This is a genomic window from Streptosporangium amethystogenes (genome assembly GCF_000721075.1).
GTDB classification, from domain to species: domain Bacteria; phylum Actinomycetota; class Actinomycetes; order Streptosporangiales; family Streptosporangiaceae; genus Streptosporangium; species Streptosporangium amethystogenes.
Genome location: NZ_JOEQ01000005.1, coordinates 643131 through 663460 on the forward strand (window position 1 = coordinate 643131; position 20330 = coordinate 663460).

Consider the following 20330-nt stretch of genomic DNA (forward strand, 5'->3'; position numbering starts at 1 on the left):
CACGTGATCCGGGCACGGTGGCTCATTTCGAGGGCGGGGGCGTCCGGCGCAGCGTCAGGGACGGGTGGCCGTGGAACCGGTAGGCGCCCGCGCTGTCGGGGGCCTGAGCGCGCATGGACCGCAGCACCTCGGCCGGGGGCTCACCGGTGAAGCAGCGCCGGTAGAAGTCCCGGGCCAGGCCCCCGCCGACCGGCCAGAGCGGTTCGACGACCCCGCTCGCACCGGCGAGCAGGAACGCCTGGGCGTCCCCCGCTTCCTCCAGGAAGACGAACGGGGCGCCGGCCAGGTCACGGCCCAGCGCCTCGGCCGCGGATCCGCAGGTCGTGAGGTGGACGATGTCCGGCCCCTGTCCGAGTACGCCCAGGACGTCACCGAGCGCGGAGGAGACCTGCGTGGCGCCGTACTCGGTCACCAGCGGGTGCGCCTGCGCCTCGTCGTACACCACCGCGACATGATCCGCCCGCGCGCTCACCGGGGGCGGCAGCTCGGGGCGACGGCCGCCGAGGGGCCAGCGGCCGGTCACCGTCTGGCAGTTCAGATAGCGGGGGAGCGACGGGTCGTACGGATGCTCCAGCACGGCCAGCTCCCAGGGCACGTGCGGCTCCTGGGAGAGGATCAGCACGCTCGGACGGCGCGGTGCCACCCGGCCGGCCACCGCGTTCAGCAGTTCCCAGAACCCCCTGGGCACGCGCGAGCCGACCTTCCGTCCCAGTTCCTCGGAGAGGCGACCCTGCCCGGTCAGTTGCCGGCCGAACTCCGAGGCCCGCATGCCGAGGTCGCAGAGCTCGGCCCGGTCGGGGGTGACGAAGTGCGGCGACCGGTAGGTCCACCACAGCCGTCCCGGCTCGTCACCGTGGACGATGGCCACCGTGACGTCCGCCGGCTCGCCCACGAGGGCCGGACGGATCCGGGTGCCGGCGACCGGTTCGGGCGGCTCCTCCCGGCCAAGCCGGCCGGGCGAGCCGTGCAGCGTGATCGAGCGCAGGCCGAATCCGACCACCTGGCCGCGCACCGAACAGATCGCCTGGATCTGCCGGGCGACCTCGGGCTCCTGCTGCGCGAGGGCGACGAGGCCGACCGTCGCGCGGGGGTAGGGCGACGCCGCGTCGACACGCAGCCGTACCTGCCACCCGCCCGGTGCGTCGAAGCCCTCGGCGACGAGCTGGATGTCCAGCTCGACCGGTTCACGCGGTGCCACGGTGCCGTCCTGTCCCCGGCCCGGGGCGACGCCGATCGACACCTCCGTGCCCCAGCCCGAGACCGACTCGGTTGGCGCCTCGATCAGCGGGATCCCCTCCCACCCGGACTCGGGCGCCGGGGCGGGCGCGTCCCCGCGCCGCCTGCGAAAGGCCCCGGTCAGCCGGTCGAGCATCGAGGGGCCTCGGCCCTTGGCGGCCGGCGTCGGCGGTGCCGGCGTCGGCGGTGCCTGCGGGGACGGTGCCTGCGGTGTCTCGGACGACGGCGCCTGGTCGGGGCGCGTCCAGTCGAGACTCATGGCACCGGTGGGGGGCAGGTCGTCGTATCCGCCACCGTACGCGGCCCCGCCCAGGTTCTGCGGGCCCGTGTCGGTGAGCACGGGGACCACCTGTTCGGTGGCGAGGCCGTGGTCCAGGTTCAGTAACGCGGAGAGCCGGCTCCAGGCCGGGCCGTACTGGGCGACCAGCATGACGATCGCGTCGGCCAGTTGCCCCGGAGGCCGGCTGCCGGCCTCGGCCAGCAGCGGATCCAGCCGGTCGCGAAGCTCCGTGGAGGCACCACCCATCAAGCTGTCAAGTTCGTCGCGAACGGCGCGTGCCGCCCGCAGCACGGCTACCGGGTCCATGCCTTCCCCTCCTCGTGCCGGACAGGACTGATCTTCCCACCTGTGCGGTGAGGACGGGAGCCGGTACTTGTGCGGAATCAGCGCCACATAAGGTGATATCCGTAAGTACCGAGGTGATGGGAAGGGTGGGCTGTGCTGCCTGAGGCCGAGGCATGGCTACGCGAGCGCACCTCATCCTCGGGCGACTGGTCGCTGCCGGAGCTGCTGAGAGCCAAGGGTGAGACGACGATCAGCGTCGTGCTGCCCGCGCGCGACGAGGAGGAGACGGTCGGGGAGATCGTCACCGCGATCCGCCACGACCTGATGGAGGCCGCGCCGCTCGTCGACGAGCTCGTGGTCATCGACTCCCGCTCCGTCGACGACACCGCGGTACGTGCCGCGCGCGCCGGAGCGACGGTGATCTCGCAGGACGAGGTCCTGCCCGACCTCAAACCGCTGGACGGCAAGGGCGAGGCGCTCTGGAAGTCCCTCGCCGCCACCTCCGGTGACCTGCTCGTGTTCATCGACGCCGACCTGCGCGAGTTCCGCACGTCCTTCGTGACCGGGCTGCTCGGCCCGCTGCTCGCCGACGAGACGGTGGTCTACGTCAAGGGCTGCTACGACCGGCCTCTGCAGAACGTGCAGAGCGGCGGCGGCCGGGTCACCGAGCTCGTCGCGCGTCCGCTGCTCAACCTGCACTGGCCGCTGCTGGCCGGATTCGTACAGCCCCTCGCCGGGGAGTACGCCGGGCGCAGGTCCGTGCTGGAGAGCGTGCCATTCGTCACCGGTTACGGTGTGGAGCTCGGCCTGCTGATCGATCTGCTCGACCTCGCCGGGCTCGACGCCCTGGCCCAGGTCGACCTGGGCCGCCGGGTCCACTCCCACCAGTCGACGGAGGCGCTCGGCGGGATGGCCGCCCAGATCCTGCAGACCTCCTGGTCGCGCCTGGAGCGCCAGAACATGATGGTCTCCCTGCACAGCCCCTCTCCGCGCCTGGCCCAGTTCCGCCGGGGGGCGAGCGGCCACCAGATGAGCGTCCGGGACGTCGCCGTCGCCGAACGCCCGCCGATGATCACCGTTCCCGCCTACCGCGCCGCTCGCTGACCACGCCGTACGAGCGTGATCCCGGGCGGCGTACGGAGCTCGCGATGCCGGGGAGCACGTGGCCCGGCGGTATTCCCCCGCGGCGATGGACGGCCCCTCGGCGCCGGTGAACGAGACCTCCGGGAGCGGGGCCGTTCGCCGGCCGGTGCCGGAGAAGGGGCGGTCCGCCGGTTGCGCGGAGCGGTCCGTCCGCCGGTAAAGTTTGGGTGTTACCGTTGGTAACGCACGCTGAGGAGGCATGCACGATGAGCGAGAGCGGCTTCTGCCCGGAGCTGAGTGACGACGTGCGCGAGGTGCGTGACTGGGTGCACGACTTCGCCCGCTCGGTGGTCCGTCCGGCCGGTGCCGAATGGGACGAACGCGAGGAGACCCCCTGGCCGATCATCCAGGAGGCCGCCAAGATCGGGCTCTACTCCCTCGACTTCTTCGCCCAGCAGTGGTTCGAGCCGAGCGGGCTCGGCCTGACCGTGGCCTTCGAGGAGCTCTTCTGGGGAGACGCGGGCATCGGCCTGTCCATCGTCGGCACCGGCCTCGCCGCCGCGGCCCTCTCGGCCAGTGGCACCCCCGAGCAGCTGGGCGAGTGGCTCCCGCAGATGTTCGGCACCCCCTCGGAGGTCAGGCTCGGAGCGTTCTGCGCCTCCGAGCCCGAGGCCGGCTCCGACGTGGGCGCCATCCGCACCCGCGCCGTCCCCTCGGGCGACGACTGGATCCTCAACGGCGTGAAGACCTGGGCCACCAACGGCGGCATCGCCGACGTCCACGTCATCGTCGCCTCCGTCGACCCGTCCCTGGGCACCCGTGGCCAGGCGTCCTTCGTCATCCCGGCCGGCACCCCCGGCCTGTCGATGGGCCAGAAGTTCAAGAAACACGGCATCCGTGCCTCCCACACCGCCGAGGTCGTCCTCGACAACGTGCGCGTGCCGGGATCCTGCCTGCTCGGCGGCAGGGAGAAGCTCGACGCCAGGCTCGCCCGCGTCCGCTCCGGCGAGCGGGCCGGGGAGCAGGGCGCGATGCGGACCTTCGAGACCACCCGCCCCTCGGTGGCGGCGATGGCCGTCGGCATCGCCCGCGCCGGATACGAGTACGCCCGCGACTACGCCCGCGAGCGCGAGCAGTTCGGCCGCAGGATCGGTGAGAACCAGGCCATCGCCTTCCTGCTGGCCGATATGGCCACCCGCGTCGACATCGCCCGCCTGATGACCTGGCGTGCCGCCTGGATGGCCCGCAACAACCGCACCTTCGGCCAGGCCGAGGGCTCCATGTCCAAGCTGGTCGCCGGCGAGACCGCGGTCTGGGTCACCGACCAGGCCATCCAGATCCTCGGCGGGGCCGGCTACACCCGCGACCATCCGGTCGAGCGCTTCCACCGCGACGCCAAGATCTACACCATCTTCGAGGGGACGAGCGAGATCCAGCGCCTGATCATCGGCCGCGCCGTGACCGGCCTGCCCGTTCGCTGAAGATGCCTGCTTCTGCTGAAAGGCGTTTTGGATCTCGGGTCCGTCACTGGTCCATCGGTGCCGGTAAGGCGGGCGCCGCGGCGGGACCCCATTCCATCAGTTGTGCCCGGCGGTGACGTCGAGGTCGCGCGGGACGAGCCACCAGACGGCGAGCGCGGCGGCGAGCATGAGCACGCCCCCGGCCAGCCCGGTCATCTCCAACGACAAGGTGAACGCCGCCTTGGCCTGCTGGGCCAGATGCGCCCCCGTGGCTCCGGTCTGGCGGGCGACCTCGATCGCGGCGGCCAGTGACTCGCGGGCGGCATCACCCGCGGCGGCCGGCAGCGCCTCCCGGTACACGGCGGCGGCGACGCTGCCAAGCACCGCGACGCCGAGTACGCCGCCCAGCTCGTAGCTGGTCTCCTCGATCGCGGCGGCGCTGCCCGCCTTCTCCGGCGGTGCACCCGCCATGATGACCGCCGAGGCGATCGCCAGCGAGCCCATACCCAGCCCGATCAGCAGCAGCGACACGGCGATCCATGGATAGGTGACGGGCGCGGCGTACAGCACGCCGAATCCCAGCCCGGACACCACCAGCCCTCCGGCCAGCACTGGGCGGGTTCCGACGCGCGCCGCCAGTGAGGGTGCCAGCGGTGACAGCACCAGCGCGCCCAGTGCGGTCGGCAGCAGCCGCACGCCGGCCTCCAGCGGGGAGTAGCCGCCTGCGAGCTGCATCCACTGCGCCATCAGCAACATCATCGCCGCCATCGCGGTCGACGTGCTCAGCGCGGCGATCGTGCCCGCGGTGAACGGCCGGCTGCGAAACAGGCGAATCTCCAGCAGCGGGTCGGAGCGGTTCAGGCAGCGCCGGACGAACCAGGTGAGGGCCACTACGGCGAGGCCGAGGGTGACCCACGAACCGATGCCGGCCGGGCCCTCCTTACCGAACTGCTTGATCGAGTAGACCAGGGAGACCATTCCGATGATCGACAGTGCCGTGGCGGACACGTCCCAGCGGCCCGGGCGCGGATTGCGTGACTCGGGGAGCAGGAAGAGGCCGGCGACGATCGCCGCCGCCATCACTGGAACGTTCACCAGGAACGCCGCGTGCCAGCTGAAGTGCTCCAGCAGCAACCCACCCAGGATCGGCCCGAGCGCGCCGCCCAGGGCGGCCATCGCGGACCAGACGCCCAGCGCGGTCGCTCGCTCCCCGGGGTCGGTGAACAGGGTGCGGATCATCGACAGTGTGGAGGGCATGATCATGGCGCCTCCGACGCCGAGCATCGCCCGTACCGTGATCACTTCGCCGGGCGAGTCGGCCCAGAGCACCGCCGTGGAGGCCAGCCCGAACAGTGCGAAGCCGGTGAGCAGCATCTTCTTGCGGCCCCATCGGTCACCGAGCGCGCTCACCGTGACCAGCAGGCCGGACAGCACCAGCGCGTAGACATCCACCATCCACAGCAACTCGACCGAGCCGGGACGCAGGTCGGCCGAGATCGCGGGCAGGGCGACATTGAGGATGGTCATGTCCATGACCACCAGCAGCAGGCTCGCCGACAGTACCGCCAGCCCGGCCCAGCGCCGCCGCCGCGACACCCCGGGCTCCGTCGACGATGCGTGGGAGGTGCGCGTCATGGCCTCCTCCCGCCCTGCGAACCACCCTCCGGCGGCCGTTCACCTCTGCCAGGGTGAGGATCGTGTTCGCCGGCGCCGCGGAAGAAGGTCTCGTGCAGCATCCCGGGCAGGTCGCGCCGTGCGACGTCGCCCCGGTTCAGGCTTTCCCGTACGGCGAGCAGCAGGCCGTACACCGTGTTGCTGATCCACCGCACCGGCAGGTCGGCCCGCAGGACCCCGGCGCGCTGGGCCGCCCGGTAGAGCGCGATCTCCCTGCCCTCCAGTTCGTCACCGCGTTCCCGTAGCTCGGGCACCGACATCACCAGGTCGGTGAGTGCGAAGTTGTACTCCTCGGCCTCTCCGATCAGCCCACTCAGCATCTCCCGCAGAGCGGTGGTGATCACTATCGGTTCCGCGGAGCGGGCGGCCTGCTCGATCCCGGCGTCCTCCTGGGCCTCCTCCCATCGATCCAGCGCGCGGTGGCCGAGTGCGAGCAGCAGGTCTTCTCGACCGGTGAAGTGCCGATGCAAGGTGGCGCGGCTCACTCCGGTCGCCTCGGCGATGTCGGCCATCGACGCGGCAGGGTCGTGGTTGAGGTGCTGGATCGCGGCGACGATGATCTGATCGCGACTCACAGCCATCAGTCAGCTCCGTATTGTTTGAGACATAGATGTCTCAAACAATACCTTGCTGTCTTAGTCTCTCGTGTCGCCGAGCGTATCGGTATGGCACTCCTTCCTCGCGCGAGCCGCGCTCGCCGTGCCTTTGTTCGGCGGGACGCTGCGCCGGCGGGTGGCGGGTCGGAGGCCGCGCGTCTCAAAATCGACGGCAGCACTGTCGCCGGCCACTGGGTCATGAGCGGGAGCGGGATGCTGTCCTTGGCGCGGGAGGTGGCATACCAGTCGCCGAGCAGCTTGGTGTCGAAGGCCGCGACATCGATCGAGCGGCCCACCTTGCCGCCCGGCCGGTCCGGATAGTAGTCGGGGTAGTCGGGGGATCTCCGCCACCTGACGCCCCGGCGGCCGAGGCGAGGAAGAGGGCGGCGGAGAACCGGGCGGCGCTGATAGCGGCCGCCTGCGAGGTCTTCGCCGCCATGGGGTCGAGCCCCGCCCCGCCTCGGGCGGATGAGCGCCGCACGGCTCGCGGACGGGGCGGGGCGGAGCTTCTCCCCGGAGGGGCTCGTGACGACCGCTTCGGCGAGGTGGCGGCCTGGTGCCCGGTGTCACCGGCGGGCCGATGCCGGCTCTGATTCGGTCGTTCGGGGAGAGGTGGGCGTCAAAGAGGCGTGGCGCGTACCCACCCGCGGTCGTCGTTCAGGAATCCGGAGATGGTCAGGCCCACCTGGTTGAGTTCGCTTTCCAGGTGGTCGTCGTCGAGGCGGCGGCTGACGAAGGTGTGGGTCCAGCGCTGCTCGCCGATGGTGTACTCCATGGTGGCGTCGAGCAGGTCGGGGGCGGGGCGGCTGATCCGTGTCATGCTGACGGTGCGACCGGGGCCGGCTTCGCGTTCGAACGGCTGGACGGTGTCGTACCACTCGGGGGGTTGGCGCTGCAGGATGACGCAGCCGCCGGCGGAGACGTGCGCGCCGCAGGTGCGCAGGAACGCGGCGCGCAGGTTGTCGTCGGAGGTTTCGATGACGAACGACATCAGCAGCACGAGGTCGAAGGTTCTGGGCAGGGCCAGGGTCTGGATGGGAGAGCACACGGTCTCGGCGCCGCGGATGTGGGCGAGCATCTCGGGCGACTCGTCGACCGCGACGACCTCGTGCCCGAGTTCCAGCAGGCGGTGGGTGATCCGGCCCGCGCCCGCGCCGAGTTCGAGGATGCTCGCCCCGGCCGGGATCGAGGCGTGGATGAGTTCGGGTTCGCCCCTTGGGGTGAGGGTGGTGTAGTACTCGACCGAGCAGCCGTCCGGGGTGATCGGTCCAGGGCCTGTGCCGTCGTAGATCCGTCGTGGGGTCATGATCCCCATTCTGTTCGGCGGCGCGCCGAAGCACGGGTGGGGAGAACGAAGTAGTGGCTTTCGGGTGATGCCCGTTCCCCGGCCCGGCCGCCCGTCGTCGACGGCATCGCATGGCGAAGCTCAGCGATGCGCCGCCCGGCCGCGTTCACCGGGAGGCGACGGCGGGAGTACGGGGACGATCTCCGGCGCGGTCCGCCGAGGGAGCCGTTGAGGATTCTCGGTCACCGTACCGACGCCCCCAAGTTGTATGCAAAATCTTGTTATTTTCCTTTTTAAGTGCCATTGTTGGGGAAAATTCGGTAAGGGTGTATACATGTCGACAATCGATAGCCTACGTGGCCTGATCCTCAGCGGTCACTACGAGCCGGGTGACCACCTCGGTGAGGTCGAGCTGGCCGAGGCGCTGGGCGTCAGCCGGACCCCGGTCCGCGACGCGCTGCGGCGGCTGCAGGCCGAGGGACTGGTCGAGATCACGGCCAACAAGGGCGCCAGAGTCGTGGTGTATCCCCGCGCCGATCTAGAGACGATCTTCGAGCTGCGCGCCAGGATCGAAGGGCTGGCCGTCCGGCAGGCGGCGGCCGTCGCGACGGAGCAGGACATCGCGCGCCTGCACGAGCTGGCGACGACCCTGGCCGAGCACGCCGACCGCCACGACGTCGAGGCGGTCTACCGCCTCAACGCCGATTTCCATCAGGCGCTGGTCAGGCTCGGTGGCAGTCAGGTGCTGGCCCAGTCGATCAGCTCGCTGGTCCACTCGCCCGTGTTGCTGCGCACCTACGGAGCCTTCGACTCCGAGGCCATGCGCCGCAGCGTCAACCATCACATCGAGATCGTGGCGGCCGTGCGCGCCGGAGACCCCGAATGGGCGGAGGCCGTGATGCGCGCCCACCTGTTCTCCGCCCGCGCGTCCCTGCTCGGTCCCCGTCGTCAGGAGAACAAGACGTGAGAGGCCTTCCGCTCGGAGACATCCGGGTCGTCGAGCTCGGCCAGCTGCTCGCCGGGCCGTTCTGCGGCCAGTTGCTCGGTGACTTCGGCGCCGAGATCATCAAGGTGGAGGACCCCGGCCGGGGCGACCCCATGCGCCAGTGGGGCCGGGAGAAGCCGTACGGCCAGTCGCTGTGGTGGCCGGTCGTGGCCCGCAACAAGAAGTCGGTCACCTGCGACCTGCGCACCCCCGAGGGGCAGGACCTGGTCATCAGGCTCGTGGAGCGGGCGGACGTGCTGCTGGAGAACTTCCGGCCCGGCACGTTGGAGCGCTGGGGCATGTCCCCGGCCCGGCTGCACGAGATCAACCCCCGCCTGGTCATCACCCGGGTGACCGGGTTCGGCCAGAGCGGCCCCTACGCCCCCCGGGCCGGATACGGCTCGATCGGTGAGGCCATGGGCGGCATCCGCCACGTCACCGGCGACCCCGACCGGCCGCCGGCGCGCGCCGGCATCTCGCTGGGCGACTCCCTGGCCGCGACCCACGCCTGCATCGGCACGCTCGTCGCGCTGCACGAGCGCGAGCGCAGCGGCAGGGGCCAGGTCGTCGACTCGGCGATCTACGAGGCGGTGCTCGCCATGATGGAGTCGATGGTGCCCGAATGGCAGCAGGCCGGCTACCAGCGTGAGCGCACCGGCACCGTGCTGCCCAACGTCTCGCCCAGCAACGTCTACCCGACCAAGGACGGCGACACCATCCTCATCGCCGCCAACCAGGACAGCGTCTTCACCCGCCTGGCGACCCTGATGGGCAGGGCCGAGCTGGCCGCCGACGAGCGCTACGCCACCCACGGCGCGCGCGGCGCGAACATGGCCGAGCTTGACGAGATCATCGCGGTCTGGACCGCGGGGATCCCCGCGGACGAGCTGCTCCAGTCGTTGCACGAGGGCGGTGTTCCCGCCGGGCGGGTCTACACGGCCAAGGACATGTTCGCCGATCCGCACTTCGCCGCCCGTGAGGCCATCGTCCGCGTCCCGCACCCGGACTTCGGTGAACTGGCCATGCAGAACGTGGTCCCCAAGCTCTCCGACACCCCCGGAAGCGTGCGCAGTGCCGGGCCCGCGCTCGGGCAGCACAACGAAGAGGTCTACCGCGGGCTCCTTGGCCTGACGGAGGCGGAGTTCATCGGCCTGTCGGCCGCCGGAGTCATCTGACACCAAAGGGAGCCCCCCATGCCCCACCAGCCCACCGTCCGCGTCCTCGCACCCGAGGAACCCCCCGCGCGCCGCGCGGCGGGTGCCCGCCATCCCCGGAGCCGCATGTGATCAGGGACCACGACGAGGTGTACGGGCGTTCCCTGCCGTTCGGGGAGCGTCCGGCGCTGATCCTCATCGACCTGATGCGCGCCTACTTCGAGCCGGGCGCCGAGCTCTACATGGGGTCGCGCGACTGCCTGGACTCGGCCGCGCGGGTCCTGGCCGCCGCCCGTTCGGCGGGCGTTCCGGTGATCCACACCAGGGTCGCGTTCGGTCCTGACGGCGTCGACGGCGGCCTGTTCTTCCGCAAGGTGGCCCCGTTGCGCCACCTGGTGGACGGTGGCGGGCCGCTCGGCGAGCTGATGCCGGAGGTCGCGCCCGGACCGGGGGAGACGATGATCGTCAAGCAGTACGCGAGCGCCTTCTTCGGTACGGTGCTGGCCTCGACGCTCAACGCGCTGCGGGTGGACACGCTCGTCATCGCGGGCGTGTCCACCAGCGGCTGCGTGCGCGCCACCGCCGTCGACGGGATACAGCACGGGTTCGTGCCGGTCGTGGTGCGGCAGGCGGTCGGGGATCGCGACCTCCGGCCGCACGAGGCCAACCTGTTCGACATCCAGGCCAAGTACGGCGAGGTGTGGGACGAGGCGGCAGTACTGGAACGGTTCGCTCCGCCGCGGACCGTGCAGGGGCCGCCGACCGTGTGAGGATCACCCACCCGGCCGGTGACACCGGCCGGGTCTGCGGCCTGTCCGTGTGCGGGGAGCGGTCGCCGGTCCCCGCGCACGGACAGGCCGCGCCATGACGACCTCGCAGGGTGGCCTGCTTCCCAGTCACAGCGCCTTCGCTGATGACTTGAACGCCGCGCTGACCTGGATGGTGGCGCAGAACAGCGTCGCCGGGTCACGGTTCAACGCCCACGTGCGTACCGACCGGTTGGGGCTGTCGGGGCACTCGATGGGCGGCGGCGCCAGTGTGCTGGCCACCGCGCGCAACTCGGCGGTGCGGACGGTGACGAACCTGGCCGCGGCCGAGACCAATCCCTCGGCCGTAACCGCCGCGGCCACCACGGCGGTTCCCATGCAGCTGGTCGCCGGCACGGGCGACACCGTCGCGGGCCCGTCGGGTCACCAGATCCCCATCTACACGCCAAGCTCGCTCCCAAGCAGCTGCGTACGATCGTCGGCGGTTTCCACTGCGGCTTCACCGACTCCGGCGGCCTCGGCTGCGACAGCGGTTCGATCACCCGCCGGGTGACCACCGCCTGGCTGCTGTACTACCTCCGTGACGACACCGCCCAGTACGACACGGTCTGGGGCACGGCCGCCCAGACCGACCCGGACGTTCAGTTCCTCGGCGTCCGGTAACGGCGCTCCGGCGCACCCGCCTCGGCTCGGGGCGGGTGCAGGGTCGGCGGCCACATGCCGGGCACGAACAGGTCCGGCACGAAGGCCCGTCCGGACTCGTGTTACCTCTAGAGAAACAATGTTTCCAAGATATAGGATTCGCGAAACCGGAGGAAACATCTAGGAGGCGACTGTGCCGGACAGGGTCGTGCAGGTGGAGCCCATCGGCCATGGGGCCGTTTCGGCGCCCAAAGGGCCACCCAAAGAGCCTGAGGGGCAGATCCCTCCCAGGCTCGCCGCCGGAGCCGTCGTCGGCCACGAGCTGTGATCTCGCTCCTGTACGGCGGGCTGGCCCTGATCCAGGTGGCCCTGGCCATATGGCTGGCACGATCAGGCCGGTGGATCCCGTTCGCGGTCGCGACGGGGGTCGCCTACGACTCGGCGGTCGTCGGAGCCGGGCGGCTGATCGGTGAGGGACCGGGGCTGGAGGCGCTCAACACCGGACGCTTCGCCGTCCATGCCGTTCTCACCCCGCTCCTCATCGTCCACGGGGCGGTTCTCGTGCGCCGCGGCCTCGTCGTTCCGGCGTGGGGCCTCGCCGGTGTTCTGATCGTCTTCGAGGTGGTGGGCCTGGTGGATCTGAGGCTGGAGCCCCGATGGTGGTCGGACACCCTGCGTTATGTTTCCGCGGATGCGTCGGGCCCGCCGGTCCCGGCGCTGGTCACCACGGTGATCCTGCTGGTCGCGGGGCTCGTGCTGTGGGTGCGGTGGCGCGCGCCCTGGCTTTTCCTGGGCGCGGCCGCGCTCCTGGCGACCGCGGGTGCCGCCGTGGCGTTGCCCGTCCTGGGCAACGCGGGTGAGGCCGTACTGATCGCGGCCATCGCGGCGACGGGCGCCCACGATGGCGGACGAGGGGCGGTCTGAGTCAACTGTTGTCACGCAACTCGCGCTTGAGGATCTTTCCTGCGGCGTTGCGGGGTAGTGCGGGAACGAACTCGACCCGCCGGGGAAGCCTGGGGCCGGCCAGCCTGGTGCGGCAGTGCGCCGCCAGTGCCTCGGCGTCGGCCGCGGCGCCGGGCAGGGTGACCACGAAGGCGGCCACCTGTTCGCCCCATCGCTCGTCGGGCAGGCCCACGACGGCGGCGTCGGCGGCGCCGGGGAAGGAGATCAGAACCTCCTCGACCTCGCGCGGGGCGATGTTCACCCAGCAGGGATGATCATGTCCTTCTTGCGGTCGACGATGTAGATGAAGCCGTCCTCGTCGCGCTCGACGATGTCGCCACTGGTGAGGAACCCGTCGGGGGTGGTGCAGGCGGCGGTGGCGGCCGGGTCGTCCAGGTAGCCGTTCATCAGGTAGGGCGAGCGGCTGAACAGTTCGCCCCGGTCGGCGGGGTTCCCCTCGTCGTCCACCACCCTGACCTCGGTCATGAACCACGGGCGGCCCACCGAGCCGATCTTGTCGCGGGCGTCGGCCGGGCGGCAGTCGCTGATGATCCCGGCCTCGGTCGAGCCGTACAGCTCATGCACCCCGACCCCCCGGATACTCCATCCGGTTGCCGAGCAGCAGTGCGACCCGTTCACCCGGCCGCAGTCCGGCGGCCAGCAGGGCGTTCGCCAGGCGGCTGGACCGGTCGTCCAGGCCGCGGTAGGTCAGTCTCCGGTCGCCGTCGACCAGCGCGACCGTCGTGGGGGTGGCCGCGGCGAGTTCGCGGATCCCGCCGGCGATGGAAAGCCGCATAGGGCCCCTCGTGTTTCGTATGGAGAAACATTTTTCCATTATCGATAGCATGTCGCGGGTGGGACGCGCTCGTCAGTCGAGAGTTCGGGTATCCGGGGCGGGCGGGAAGTCGCCCGCGCGGCCGAGGAGTGCCGGGAGCGGCGCGCCGAGCCGCTCACCGATGTAGGAGGCGGCTGAGAGCAGTCGGTCGAGGTCGACGCCGGTGGCGATGCCCGAGCGGCGCAGTGCGTAGGAGAGGTCCTCGGTGGCGATGTTGCCGGTCGCCGCCGGGGCGAACGGGCAGCCGCCGATCCCGCCGCTGCTCGCGTCGAGTGCGGTGGCGCCCGCCTCGACCGCGGCCAGCGCGTTGGCGTAGCCGGTGTTGCGGGTGTTGTGGAAGTGGAACCGCAGCGGCAGGTCGGTGACCTCGCGTACGGCCCCGGTCAGCCGCCGCACGTCGGCGGGCACGCCCACGCCGATCGTGTCGGCCAGCGCGATCTCGTCGGCCCCGGTGTCCGCGCACCGCCGCACCAGTTCGGCCACGCCGCCGGGGGCCACCTCGCCCTCGAAGGGACAGCCGAAGGCCGCCCCGACGGTCGCGGTGACCCGCAGCCCGGCCGCGTGGGCGCGGTCGGCGATCCCGGCGAAGGAGTCCAGCGCCTCCGCGACCGTCATGCCCTGGTTGCGCCGGCAGAAGGTCTCGGTCGCCACGATCGTGACGTTGACCTCGTCCACCCCCGCGGCCAGGGCCCGGTCCAGGCCGCGCCCGTTGACGATCAGGCCTATGTAGCTGAGCCCGTCGCGCCGGGGGACGCGGGCCATCACCTGCTCGGCGTCGGCCATCTGGGGGACCAGGCGGGGGTGGACGAAGCTGACCGCCTCGATGCGGGTGAGGCCCGCGTCGGCCAGTGCCTCGATGTAGGCCACCTTGGCGTCGGTGCCGACCGGGACGGCCTCGTTCTGCAGACCGTCCCGGGGCCCCACCTCAACGATGTTCATGCGGGGAGAAGACATGTTCCAGGTGTATCAGTGTTGTATGCAATAAATCTATATATACAGTAATTTTTGAGATTTTATTAGAAAATTGTATGCAACTAGCGCTGTGAGATCACCGTGACCTTCGGGTCGGAGGCGTCGCCGAAGCCGTAGACGTAGGCCGCGGCCAGGGTGTCACCGAGCGAGGCACGCAGGAACAGCCCGCTCCACTTGGCCGCGGCGTCGATGCTCTCCTCCTGCGTCAGCGTCTGCGGGGTGGCGTCGGGAACGGCACCGGCCGGGGTCTGGGTGTCGGTGAGACCGAAGTGGTTGGCGCCGGTCACCGTGATGAGCGCCTTGGGCGCCGCGCTGAGACCGTTGTAGGTCGCCAGGGCCGCCGCCGGCAGGTTGTTGCCGTCCAGGCCGCCCTGGACGAGGGCGACCGGTACCCCGGCGTTGGCGATCGGGACGGCGCCGCCGCCGGGCGTCGCCGTGCTCGCGCCGTAGAACACCGCCGCGCGCAGCGCCGCGGGGCGCTGGTAGACGGGCCCGAAGCAGAACGGGACCGTGCAGGTGTTGCCGATGGCGAACAGCCCGGCGGCCCCGCCGAAGGAGTGCCCGAGCAGGACCAGCCGGTTGGCGTCCAGCCGTCCGGCCACCGGGGAGCCCGCGCGGGCGTTCTCCGCCGCCGCCCACGTCGCGGCGGCGTTGGTCTGGGACTGCTCGGGGAAGAGCCCGGAGACCGGGCCGACGGTGCGCTGGTGGTTCGGGACGGCCACGGCGAAGCCGAAGCCGGCGACGATCTTGGCGAATTCGCCGTAGCTCTCCTTGGGCACGTTCGCGCCCTGCAGGAGCAGGGCGACCGGCAGGGGGGTCTGGGTGGCCGGGTAGTAGACGGTGGCCGGGTCGTTGCCGATCTGCGTCTCGTACTGGCCGACCCAGGAGGGCGACGTCAAGGTGGACGCGGTGGACGCGGTGGCGCCGTTGGCGAGGGCCGCCGACGGCGTCAGCGCGGTCGCCACGGTGAGCGCCGCGGCGACCAGCCCGGCGCGAATCCGCCGAGTGGATTTAGTGGAAATAGACATGCTTCCTCCAGTGGGGGTGATGTATGGCATGGGGAAGAGACGGTCGGGGACCGTACTCGGCACTCCCGTGCCGAGAGTGGGGTGGCAGGGAGGCGGGTCCCTGGTGTTCGCGCGGCCGGGGTGAGGTGGTCGAGGCCGGGCCCTCGGTGCTCGCGCGGCGGGAGTGGGGTGGCAGGGAGGCGGGTCCCTGGTGTTCGCGCGGCCGGGGTGAGGTGGTCGAGGCCGGGCCCTCAGTGCTCGCGCAGCAGCCGGCCCGCGCCGTAGACCTTGTCCTCGACGCCGTTGTCGCGCAGTGCCATCCACCAGGTGGCGGCGTTGATGGCGATGACCGGCTTGCCGAGCCACCGCTCGGCCTCGTCGGCCAGGCCGACCATGGACAGGTTGGTGCCACACTGCACGATCGCGTCCACGTCGGGGGAGTTCACCTCGATCAGCGCCTCACGCAGGGTGGATTCGGTGACGTGCGCGATCGACACGGCCGTGGGGCACTTCAGACCCTCGATGGCGACCACGTCGAAACCGATCTCGGAGAAGAAGCGCACCACGTTCTCGTCGCCGACCGGCTGGTAGGGGGTGACCACGCCGAGCTTGCGCGCGCCGTACAGGTTCAGCGCCCGCTCGCACGCCTCCGCGCCGGTCGCCACCTTCAGGCCGGTGAGGTCGTGGATCTGCTTGACGAACTGCCGGTTGCCCTCGACACCGCCCCAGAAGGTCTCGGCGGACATGCCCATCACCATGTAGTCCGGCTCGCAGGTCATCACCCGCTCGCAGGCCGAGCCGATCTCCTCGCGGATCTGGTCGAGCAGGCGCTCCATGCCCTCGTTCCCGGCCATGTTCTGGTCGTGGATGTGGATGCGGCTGAAGTGCGCGGTGACCCCGGGAACGGTCATCCGGTAGAAGTCCGGCTCCACGATCGTGTTGGTGGACGGGGCGATCACGCCGAACTTGCGGCGCCAGCCGAGCGCGTCGGTCATCGTACGGCCTCCAGCCGTCGGGGGCGGCACAGCCGGAACGCGGCGATCGCGAACCCGGCCTGTGCCGCGCTGTTGGACAGTTGTTCGACCCACTGCAGGGCCAGCGTCTGGTCGGGCCTGGCGGCCAGCGGGCTGAGGATGAAGAACCCCAGGAGCTGCAGGCCGAACAGGGCGGCGGTGAGCGGGTCGCGGTTCCGCTGGGCGGCCAGGATCAGGTGGACGCCACTGAGAGTGGCGAAGACCGTGGTGCTGACCAGCAGTGGCAGCATGCCCCCGGCCAGCGCGGCGCCACCCGCGCACAGCAGGGACAGGCCGATCACCAGCGGCGGGATCCACTGGGGCGTCCGGGAGTGGTGGTGGCTGACCAGGATCCAGGCCAGCAGCCCGAACCCGGCGGTGAGCAGCGGGAACAGCAGTTGCTCCAGCCAGGTCACGTCCGGGCCGCCGAGCGCGACGGTGAGCTTCCATGACGCCTTGGCCAGCCCGCCGGCGCAGATGAGAACCGCGGCGAGCAACACACCCGGCCGGGATCTGGCGTCCACATGCCGGGTGAGCAGGGTGACACCGCACGTCGTCAGCACGACGGGGACGAAGTCCTCCACCGCGAGGGGGACGGGGTACTCGATCACGGGATCACCCGGCGTTTCGAGAAGGGGGCCGAGGCGAACCGGGCGAGGATCTTGCCCTGGGTCAGCCAGCGGACGTGGGCGCCGTTGCGGGTCCGGGTCAGCGCCTGCTCCGCGAGCCACGGGGTGACGGTCTCGACCCGGTCGGCCAGGATGTTGAAGATCCGGGCGGCCTTGGCCAGCTCATCCGGTGTGTAGTCGTGGGTGAGCAGGTCGGTGACGACCATGCCGGGGCTGAGCAGGCCGACCGAGACACCGGGCGGCACCTCCTTGGCGAGTGCCAGGGTGAGGTAGGTCACCGCCCGCTTGCTCGCGCCGTAGACGGACAGACCGGCGACCGTACGGCCGTCGCTGCCCAGACCCTCCATGTTCCACACGTGGCCGCGGCCCTGCTCGATCATCCCGGTGATGGCGACCGCGCTGCCGTTGACCACACCGGTCAGGTTCACGTCGACGACCGCCGACGCCTCGGTGGCCGGGAGCTCCCAGAGCGGCGCGCGTGTCTGGGAGATCCCGGCGTTGTTGATCCAGATGTCGACGGAGCCGAACCGGTCGACGGCCGCGTCCCACAGCGCCTGAACCTGGGTGCGGTCGGCCATGTCCGCCGCCATCCCCAGTACCCGATCGCTGTCCAGCGCGGCCAGCGCCTTCTTGACGGACTCGTCGGTACGGCCACAGAAGGCGACTCGCTGATCCCGGGAGAGGAGCTCCCTGACCAGCCCGAGCCCGATGCCCCTGGTGCCGCCCGTCACGACTACGACCATCGAAGTACCCCGTGGACGACGGCGGACAGCACGTTGCCGTCGAACAACTCGTAGACGACCGCCATCGTCTTGCCGGCGCTCATCCCCGGAGTGGCGTCGATCATGAACTCGCGGCCCTTGAGCTTCCAGACGTCACGGAAGTGCAGGCTCGAGTAGTTCGCCCTGCCGTACGCCTGCGCGTTGCCCCAGGCCTCGGGACCCTCGTAGAAGGACCGGAAGCCGTCACGCCGCACCTCGACGGTGTGGCGGCGGTCCAGGGCTCCGGACCAGGTGACGTGGTGGCGGGCCCGCAGCAGATCCAGCGGTTCCACCTCGACCGTGACGTCCACGGTGCCGCGCGGCTTCTGGTCGGCGCCGAAGACCTCGCAGGTGCCGGAGAAGGCGCCCGGGGTCTTGGTGGGCAGGATGTGGGGCACCGGCCCGTTCCGGGTCTCGGCCGCCAGCCAGTCCGCCACCTTGGCGGGGTCCCGGGTGTAGAGGCCGTTGAAGCAGCCGACCACGGCGGGACCCTGGTAGAGCATCGAGGAGTAGACCTGGATGTCCTCGTCGGCGAGGACCTGGTTCCAGGTGTTGAGGTCCACCTGCCAGCCGGGGCCGTAGTAGTGGGAGTCGACGAAGGAACCGTACGGCTGGCCGGTGCCGTAGAAGTCGGGGCCGGTGTAGACCCGGTTGGCGTCGGAGTCGACGACGCCGAACGCGAACGGGGCACCCAGCCGGAACCTTCCGGCCAGGGGGCCGCCGCCCTCCAGGCCGCCGTCCATGTAGTAGGTGGTCACGCCGTCGACGAAGTCCGAGGAGCGGCGGATGTCCTCGTATCCCTGCCAGGTGCCGGTGGCGTCGAACAGGGAGGGGCGGCCGTGCCACTCTCCGGCGATGCGCCGCTGCCATTCGCTGGGTTGCGTCGTGTCGGTCACGAGATCAGTTCTCCACGTACGAGGTCGGACTGTTCCGCGCCGATGAGCCGGGTGACCTGGTGCCAGACCGGGTCCACCTCCGGACTGAACAGGTTGGCCCGGTTGGCCGTGTCCCGGGCGGCGAGGTCGGTGTCACCCTGATCCGGCACACCGGTGTCGAGCAGGCTCAGCCAGTGGTCGAGGTAGGTGTCGACGGTCGGGCCGAGCTTCGCGAAGGCATCCTCGGTGGCCCGGCAGACCACCATCCAGGGGGACATCATCGCCCGCTGGCGGGGGCCGATCGCGGCGGGGGAGACGCCGTCGATCTTCCAGGCGGCCTCCAGCGGCTCCGTCAGCGGCAAGAAGCAGGCGTCCAGGTACTCCAGATGGGTCGCCAGTTCGAGGCGGGGAATCAGGTCCAGGTGCATGGCGTGATAGTCGGCCGAGGCGACCGCGTCCAGCGTGAAGTGCGGCACCGCCGACTCCGGCCCGGTGAACGCGAAGATCATGTGACTGTCGAGCTTGATCATCGGCACCACCAGGCTGACCGACACCACCTTCTCCAGGCCGGTGCCCGCCGGGGCCGCCGGGGAGAAGGTACGGAGCCGGCCCACCGGGGCGGGCGACATCGGGCTGGTCAGCTCGGTGTCGGCAAGCGGGGTCAGCTCGGTGGCGGCGATCAGGCGGTCGAGCACGCGCTCATTTAGCGATGCGGGCAGACTCATCGATCTTTTCTCCTCGGGCTTTGTGCACCCAGGCGCGGGCGAGTTCGGGGTTGTCGCGACGGGCGGGGGAAGGCACGACGGTGGCCTCCCTGCGCGGCCCGTCACCGGTGATGATGTCGTCGCCGCCGATCCACCAGCCCTGGTCGATCAGCTGCTGACGGCGGCGGCGGTAGGCGACCTGGAGCGCGTCGCTGCGCAGGTGCAGCTCGGCCGACAGGTCGAAGGGCAGCAGTTCGGGCCGCTGGTTCTCGACGACCGGGCGGTCCTGCTCGAAGATCCTGCTGATGCGCTTCATCGCGTTGGCGTCGGCCCACGCGCCGGTGAAGAAGTTACGGTAACCGACGATCTTGACCAGTGTCCGGTTCTGGCCGAGCGGGATGTTGTGGTCGTAGAGGATCAGGTCGCCGAACGGCAGCCGTACGTGCAACTTGACGATGTTGGGCAGGTACCAGCCGTTGCTGACCGTGACGTGCTCGGCGCGTTCCTTGCGTCTGGCCAGCGCGCCCCACAGGCCCTTGGGCAGCGGCGGGCTGAGCAGGATGTCGGCCTCGGCGTGCCAGTCGTCACCGGTGATCTCGTAGTCGGGAATCGCCGGCTTGTCGGGGTTGCCGAACGCGGTTCCGTGCACGAACGGTGTGTGCGCCGCGTCGACGACGTTCTCCAGCGTGCGCTCGTAGTTGGCCTCCACCGTCGTCTGCCAGTAGACGGCCCGAAACGCCGGATCGTCGTGCTGGGGGATGTGCGGGATCGGCGGCCGCTCCTCCTCGGGCAGATCGCCGATGAAGATCCACACCATCCCGTACCTCTCGGCCACCGGGTAGGAGTCCACCCGTGCCTTGCGGGGGATGCCCCTGCCCTCGGGGTTGGCCGGGATCTTCACGCACGTCCCGTCGGGCTCGTACTCCCACCCGTGGTAAGGGCAGGTGATGCGCTCCTCGTCGACCAGGTAACCCATCGACAGCGCGGCGCCGCGGTGGACGCACAGGTCCGATAGGCAGGCCACCTGCCCGTTTCTGCGCCGCCACAGGACGAAGTCCTGCCCGACGCAGGTCACCTTGCGCGGCTGTCGCCCCACCTCGTGAGCGAACTCGACCGCGTACCAGAAATTTTTCAGCATGTCCTTC

Annotated in this window: 22 protein-coding genes; 7 read left to right on the plus strand and 15 right to left on the minus strand. The window is 70.6% G+C overall.

Annotated elements, in window-relative coordinates:
- Window positions 1-22: 22 nt before the first annotated feature.
- Window positions 23-1822, minus strand: coding sequence for a hypothetical protein (locus tag IG98_RS0110695; protein WP_030909262.1), 1800 nt, complete (start codon window positions 1820-1822; stop codon window positions 23-25).
- Window positions 1823-1954: 132 nt separating this feature from the next.
- Here IG98_RS0110695 and IG98_RS0110700 point away from each other — a divergent pair, with 132 nt between their 5' ends.
- Window positions 1955-2905 carry a glucosyl-3-phosphoglycerate synthase gene (locus IG98_RS0110700; RefSeq protein WP_030909265.1) on the plus strand — a complete coding sequence of 317 codons (951 nt, stop codon included), beginning with the start codon at window positions 1955-1957 and terminating at the stop codon, window positions 2903-2905.
- Window positions 2906-3150: 245 nt separating this feature from the next.
- Window positions 3151-4365 (plus strand): acyl-CoA dehydrogenase family protein, encoded by a 1215-nt coding sequence (locus IG98_RS0110705; protein WP_030909268.1) that lies wholly within the window; start codon window positions 3151-3153, stop codon window positions 4363-4365.
- 96 nt (window positions 4366-4461) lie between these two features.
- Here the strand turns inward: IG98_RS0110705 and IG98_RS0110710 are convergent, their stop codons facing one another.
- The 3 genes from IG98_RS0110710 to IG98_RS0110725 all read right to left on the minus strand — a co-directional run bounded on the left by IG98_RS0110710 (window position 4462) and on the right by IG98_RS0110725 (window position 7920).
- Complete coding sequence (locus tag IG98_RS0110710) at window positions 4462-5979, minus strand: MFS transporter (protein WP_030909271.1); 1518 nt, start codon at window positions 5977-5979, stop codon at window positions 4462-4464.
- Window positions 5976-6599, minus strand: a complete 624-nt coding sequence (locus IG98_RS0110715; RefSeq protein ID WP_084195254.1) for a TetR/AcrR family transcriptional regulator — start codon at window positions 6597-6599, stop codon at window positions 5976-5978. Before IG98_RS0110715 ends, IG98_RS0110710 begins: the two co-directional genes overlap by 4 nt.
- A 634-nt stretch (window positions 6600-7233) precedes the next feature.
- Window positions 7234-7920, minus strand: a complete 687-nt coding sequence (locus IG98_RS0110725; RefSeq protein ID WP_051751998.1) for a class I SAM-dependent methyltransferase — start codon at window positions 7918-7920, stop codon at window positions 7234-7236.
- Window positions 7921-8233: 313 nt separating this feature from the next.
- On the opposite strand from IG98_RS0110725, the gene IG98_RS0110730 reads away from it, so the two are divergent.
- The 5 genes from IG98_RS0110730 (at window position 8234) to IG98_RS0110755 (ending at window position 12371) form a co-directional block, all read left to right on the plus strand.
- Window positions 8234-8866, plus strand: a complete 633-nt coding sequence (locus IG98_RS0110730) for a GntR family transcriptional regulator (protein WP_030909284.1) — start codon at window positions 8234-8236, stop codon at window positions 8864-8866.
- Complete coding sequence (locus tag IG98_RS0110735; RefSeq protein WP_030909287.1) at window positions 8863-10059, plus strand: CaiB/BaiF CoA transferase family protein; 1197 nt, start codon at window positions 8863-8865, stop codon at window positions 10057-10059. Before IG98_RS0110730 ends, IG98_RS0110735 begins: the two co-directional genes overlap by 4 nt.
- Window positions 10060-10166: 107 nt before the next feature.
- Entirely contained in the window at window positions 10167-10808 is a 642-nt protein-coding gene (locus IG98_RS0110740) for an isochorismatase family protein (protein ID WP_037969803.1), read from the plus strand.
- A 169-nt stretch (window positions 10809-10977) separates the two neighbouring features.
- Window positions 10978-11358 carry a poly(ethylene terephthalate) hydrolase family protein gene (locus tag IG98_RS55130; RefSeq protein WP_483855310.1) on the plus strand — a complete coding sequence of 127 codons (381 nt, stop codon included), beginning with the start codon at window positions 10978-10980 and terminating at the stop codon, window positions 11356-11358.
- Between the two features lie 413 nt (window positions 11359-11771).
- Window positions 11772-12371, plus strand: a complete 600-nt coding sequence (locus IG98_RS0110755) for a hypothetical protein (protein WP_030909297.1) — start codon at window positions 11772-11774, stop codon at window positions 12369-12371.
- A 1-nt stretch (window position 12372) separates the two neighbouring features.
- On the opposite strand, the gene IG98_RS52435 is transcribed toward IG98_RS0110755, so the two are convergent.
- The 11 genes from IG98_RS52435 to IG98_RS0110815 all read right to left on the minus strand — a co-directional run bounded on the left by IG98_RS52435 (window position 12373) and on the right by IG98_RS0110815 (window position 20323).
- Entirely contained in the window at window positions 12373-12651 is a 279-nt protein-coding gene (locus IG98_RS52435) for an AMP-binding enzyme (RefSeq protein WP_030909299.1), read from the minus strand.
- Entirely contained in the window at window positions 12648-12974 is a 327-nt protein-coding gene (locus tag IG98_RS52440) for an AMP-binding protein (RefSeq protein ID WP_030909303.1), read from the minus strand. The genes IG98_RS52435 and IG98_RS52440 overlap by 4 nt, the downstream gene beginning before the upstream one ends.
- Window positions 12967-13185, minus strand: a complete 219-nt coding sequence (locus tag IG98_RS52445; protein ID WP_030909307.1) for an AMP-binding protein — start codon at window positions 13183-13185, stop codon at window positions 12967-12969. Before IG98_RS52445 ends, IG98_RS52440 begins: the two co-directional genes overlap by 8 nt.
- A gap of 72 nt (window positions 13186-13257) precedes the next feature.
- Entirely contained in the window at window positions 13258-14163 is a 906-nt protein-coding gene (locus IG98_RS0110775; RefSeq protein ID WP_245651487.1) for a hydroxymethylglutaryl-CoA lyase, read from the minus strand.
- 95 nt (window positions 14164-14258) lie between these two features.
- A complete protein-coding gene (locus IG98_RS0110780) occupies window positions 14259-15224 on the minus strand; it encodes an alpha/beta hydrolase family protein (protein ID WP_063766187.1) in 966 nt (321 codons plus the stop codon).
- 230 nt (window positions 15225-15454) lie between these two features.
- Window positions 15455-16198: a maleate cis-trans isomerase family protein gene (locus IG98_RS0110790; RefSeq protein ID WP_030909320.1), complete on the minus strand. Its 744-nt coding sequence runs from the start codon at window positions 16196-16198 to the stop codon at window positions 15455-15457.
- Window positions 16195-16827: a hypothetical protein gene (locus IG98_RS0110795; protein ID WP_030909323.1), complete on the minus strand. Its 633-nt coding sequence runs from the start codon at window positions 16825-16827 to the stop codon at window positions 16195-16197. Before IG98_RS0110795 ends, IG98_RS0110790 begins: the two co-directional genes overlap by 4 nt.
- Window positions 16824-17588 (minus strand): SDR family oxidoreductase, encoded by a 765-nt coding sequence (locus IG98_RS0110800; protein WP_030909326.1) that lies wholly within the window; start codon window positions 17586-17588, stop codon window positions 16824-16826. Before IG98_RS0110800 ends, IG98_RS0110795 begins: the two co-directional genes overlap by 4 nt.
- Window positions 17579-18502: a hypothetical protein gene (locus tag IG98_RS0110805; RefSeq protein WP_030909329.1), complete on the minus strand. Its 924-nt coding sequence runs from the start codon at window positions 18500-18502 to the stop codon at window positions 17579-17581. The genes IG98_RS0110800 and IG98_RS0110805 overlap by 10 nt, the downstream gene beginning before the upstream one ends.
- On the minus strand, window positions 18499-19206 hold the full coding sequence (locus IG98_RS0110810) for a hypothetical protein (protein WP_030909332.1): 708 nt from the start codon (window positions 19204-19206) through the stop codon (window positions 18499-18501). The genes IG98_RS0110805 and IG98_RS0110810 overlap by 4 nt, the downstream gene beginning before the upstream one ends.
- The gene (locus tag IG98_RS0110815; protein WP_030909336.1) at window positions 19181-20323 is read right to left on the minus strand and encodes an aromatic ring-hydroxylating dioxygenase subunit alpha; all 1143 of its coding nucleotides are present in this window, start codon (window positions 20321-20323) and stop codon (window positions 19181-19183) included. The genes IG98_RS0110810 and IG98_RS0110815 overlap by 26 nt, the downstream gene beginning before the upstream one ends.
- Between the last annotated feature and the right edge of the window lie 7 nt (window positions 20324-20330).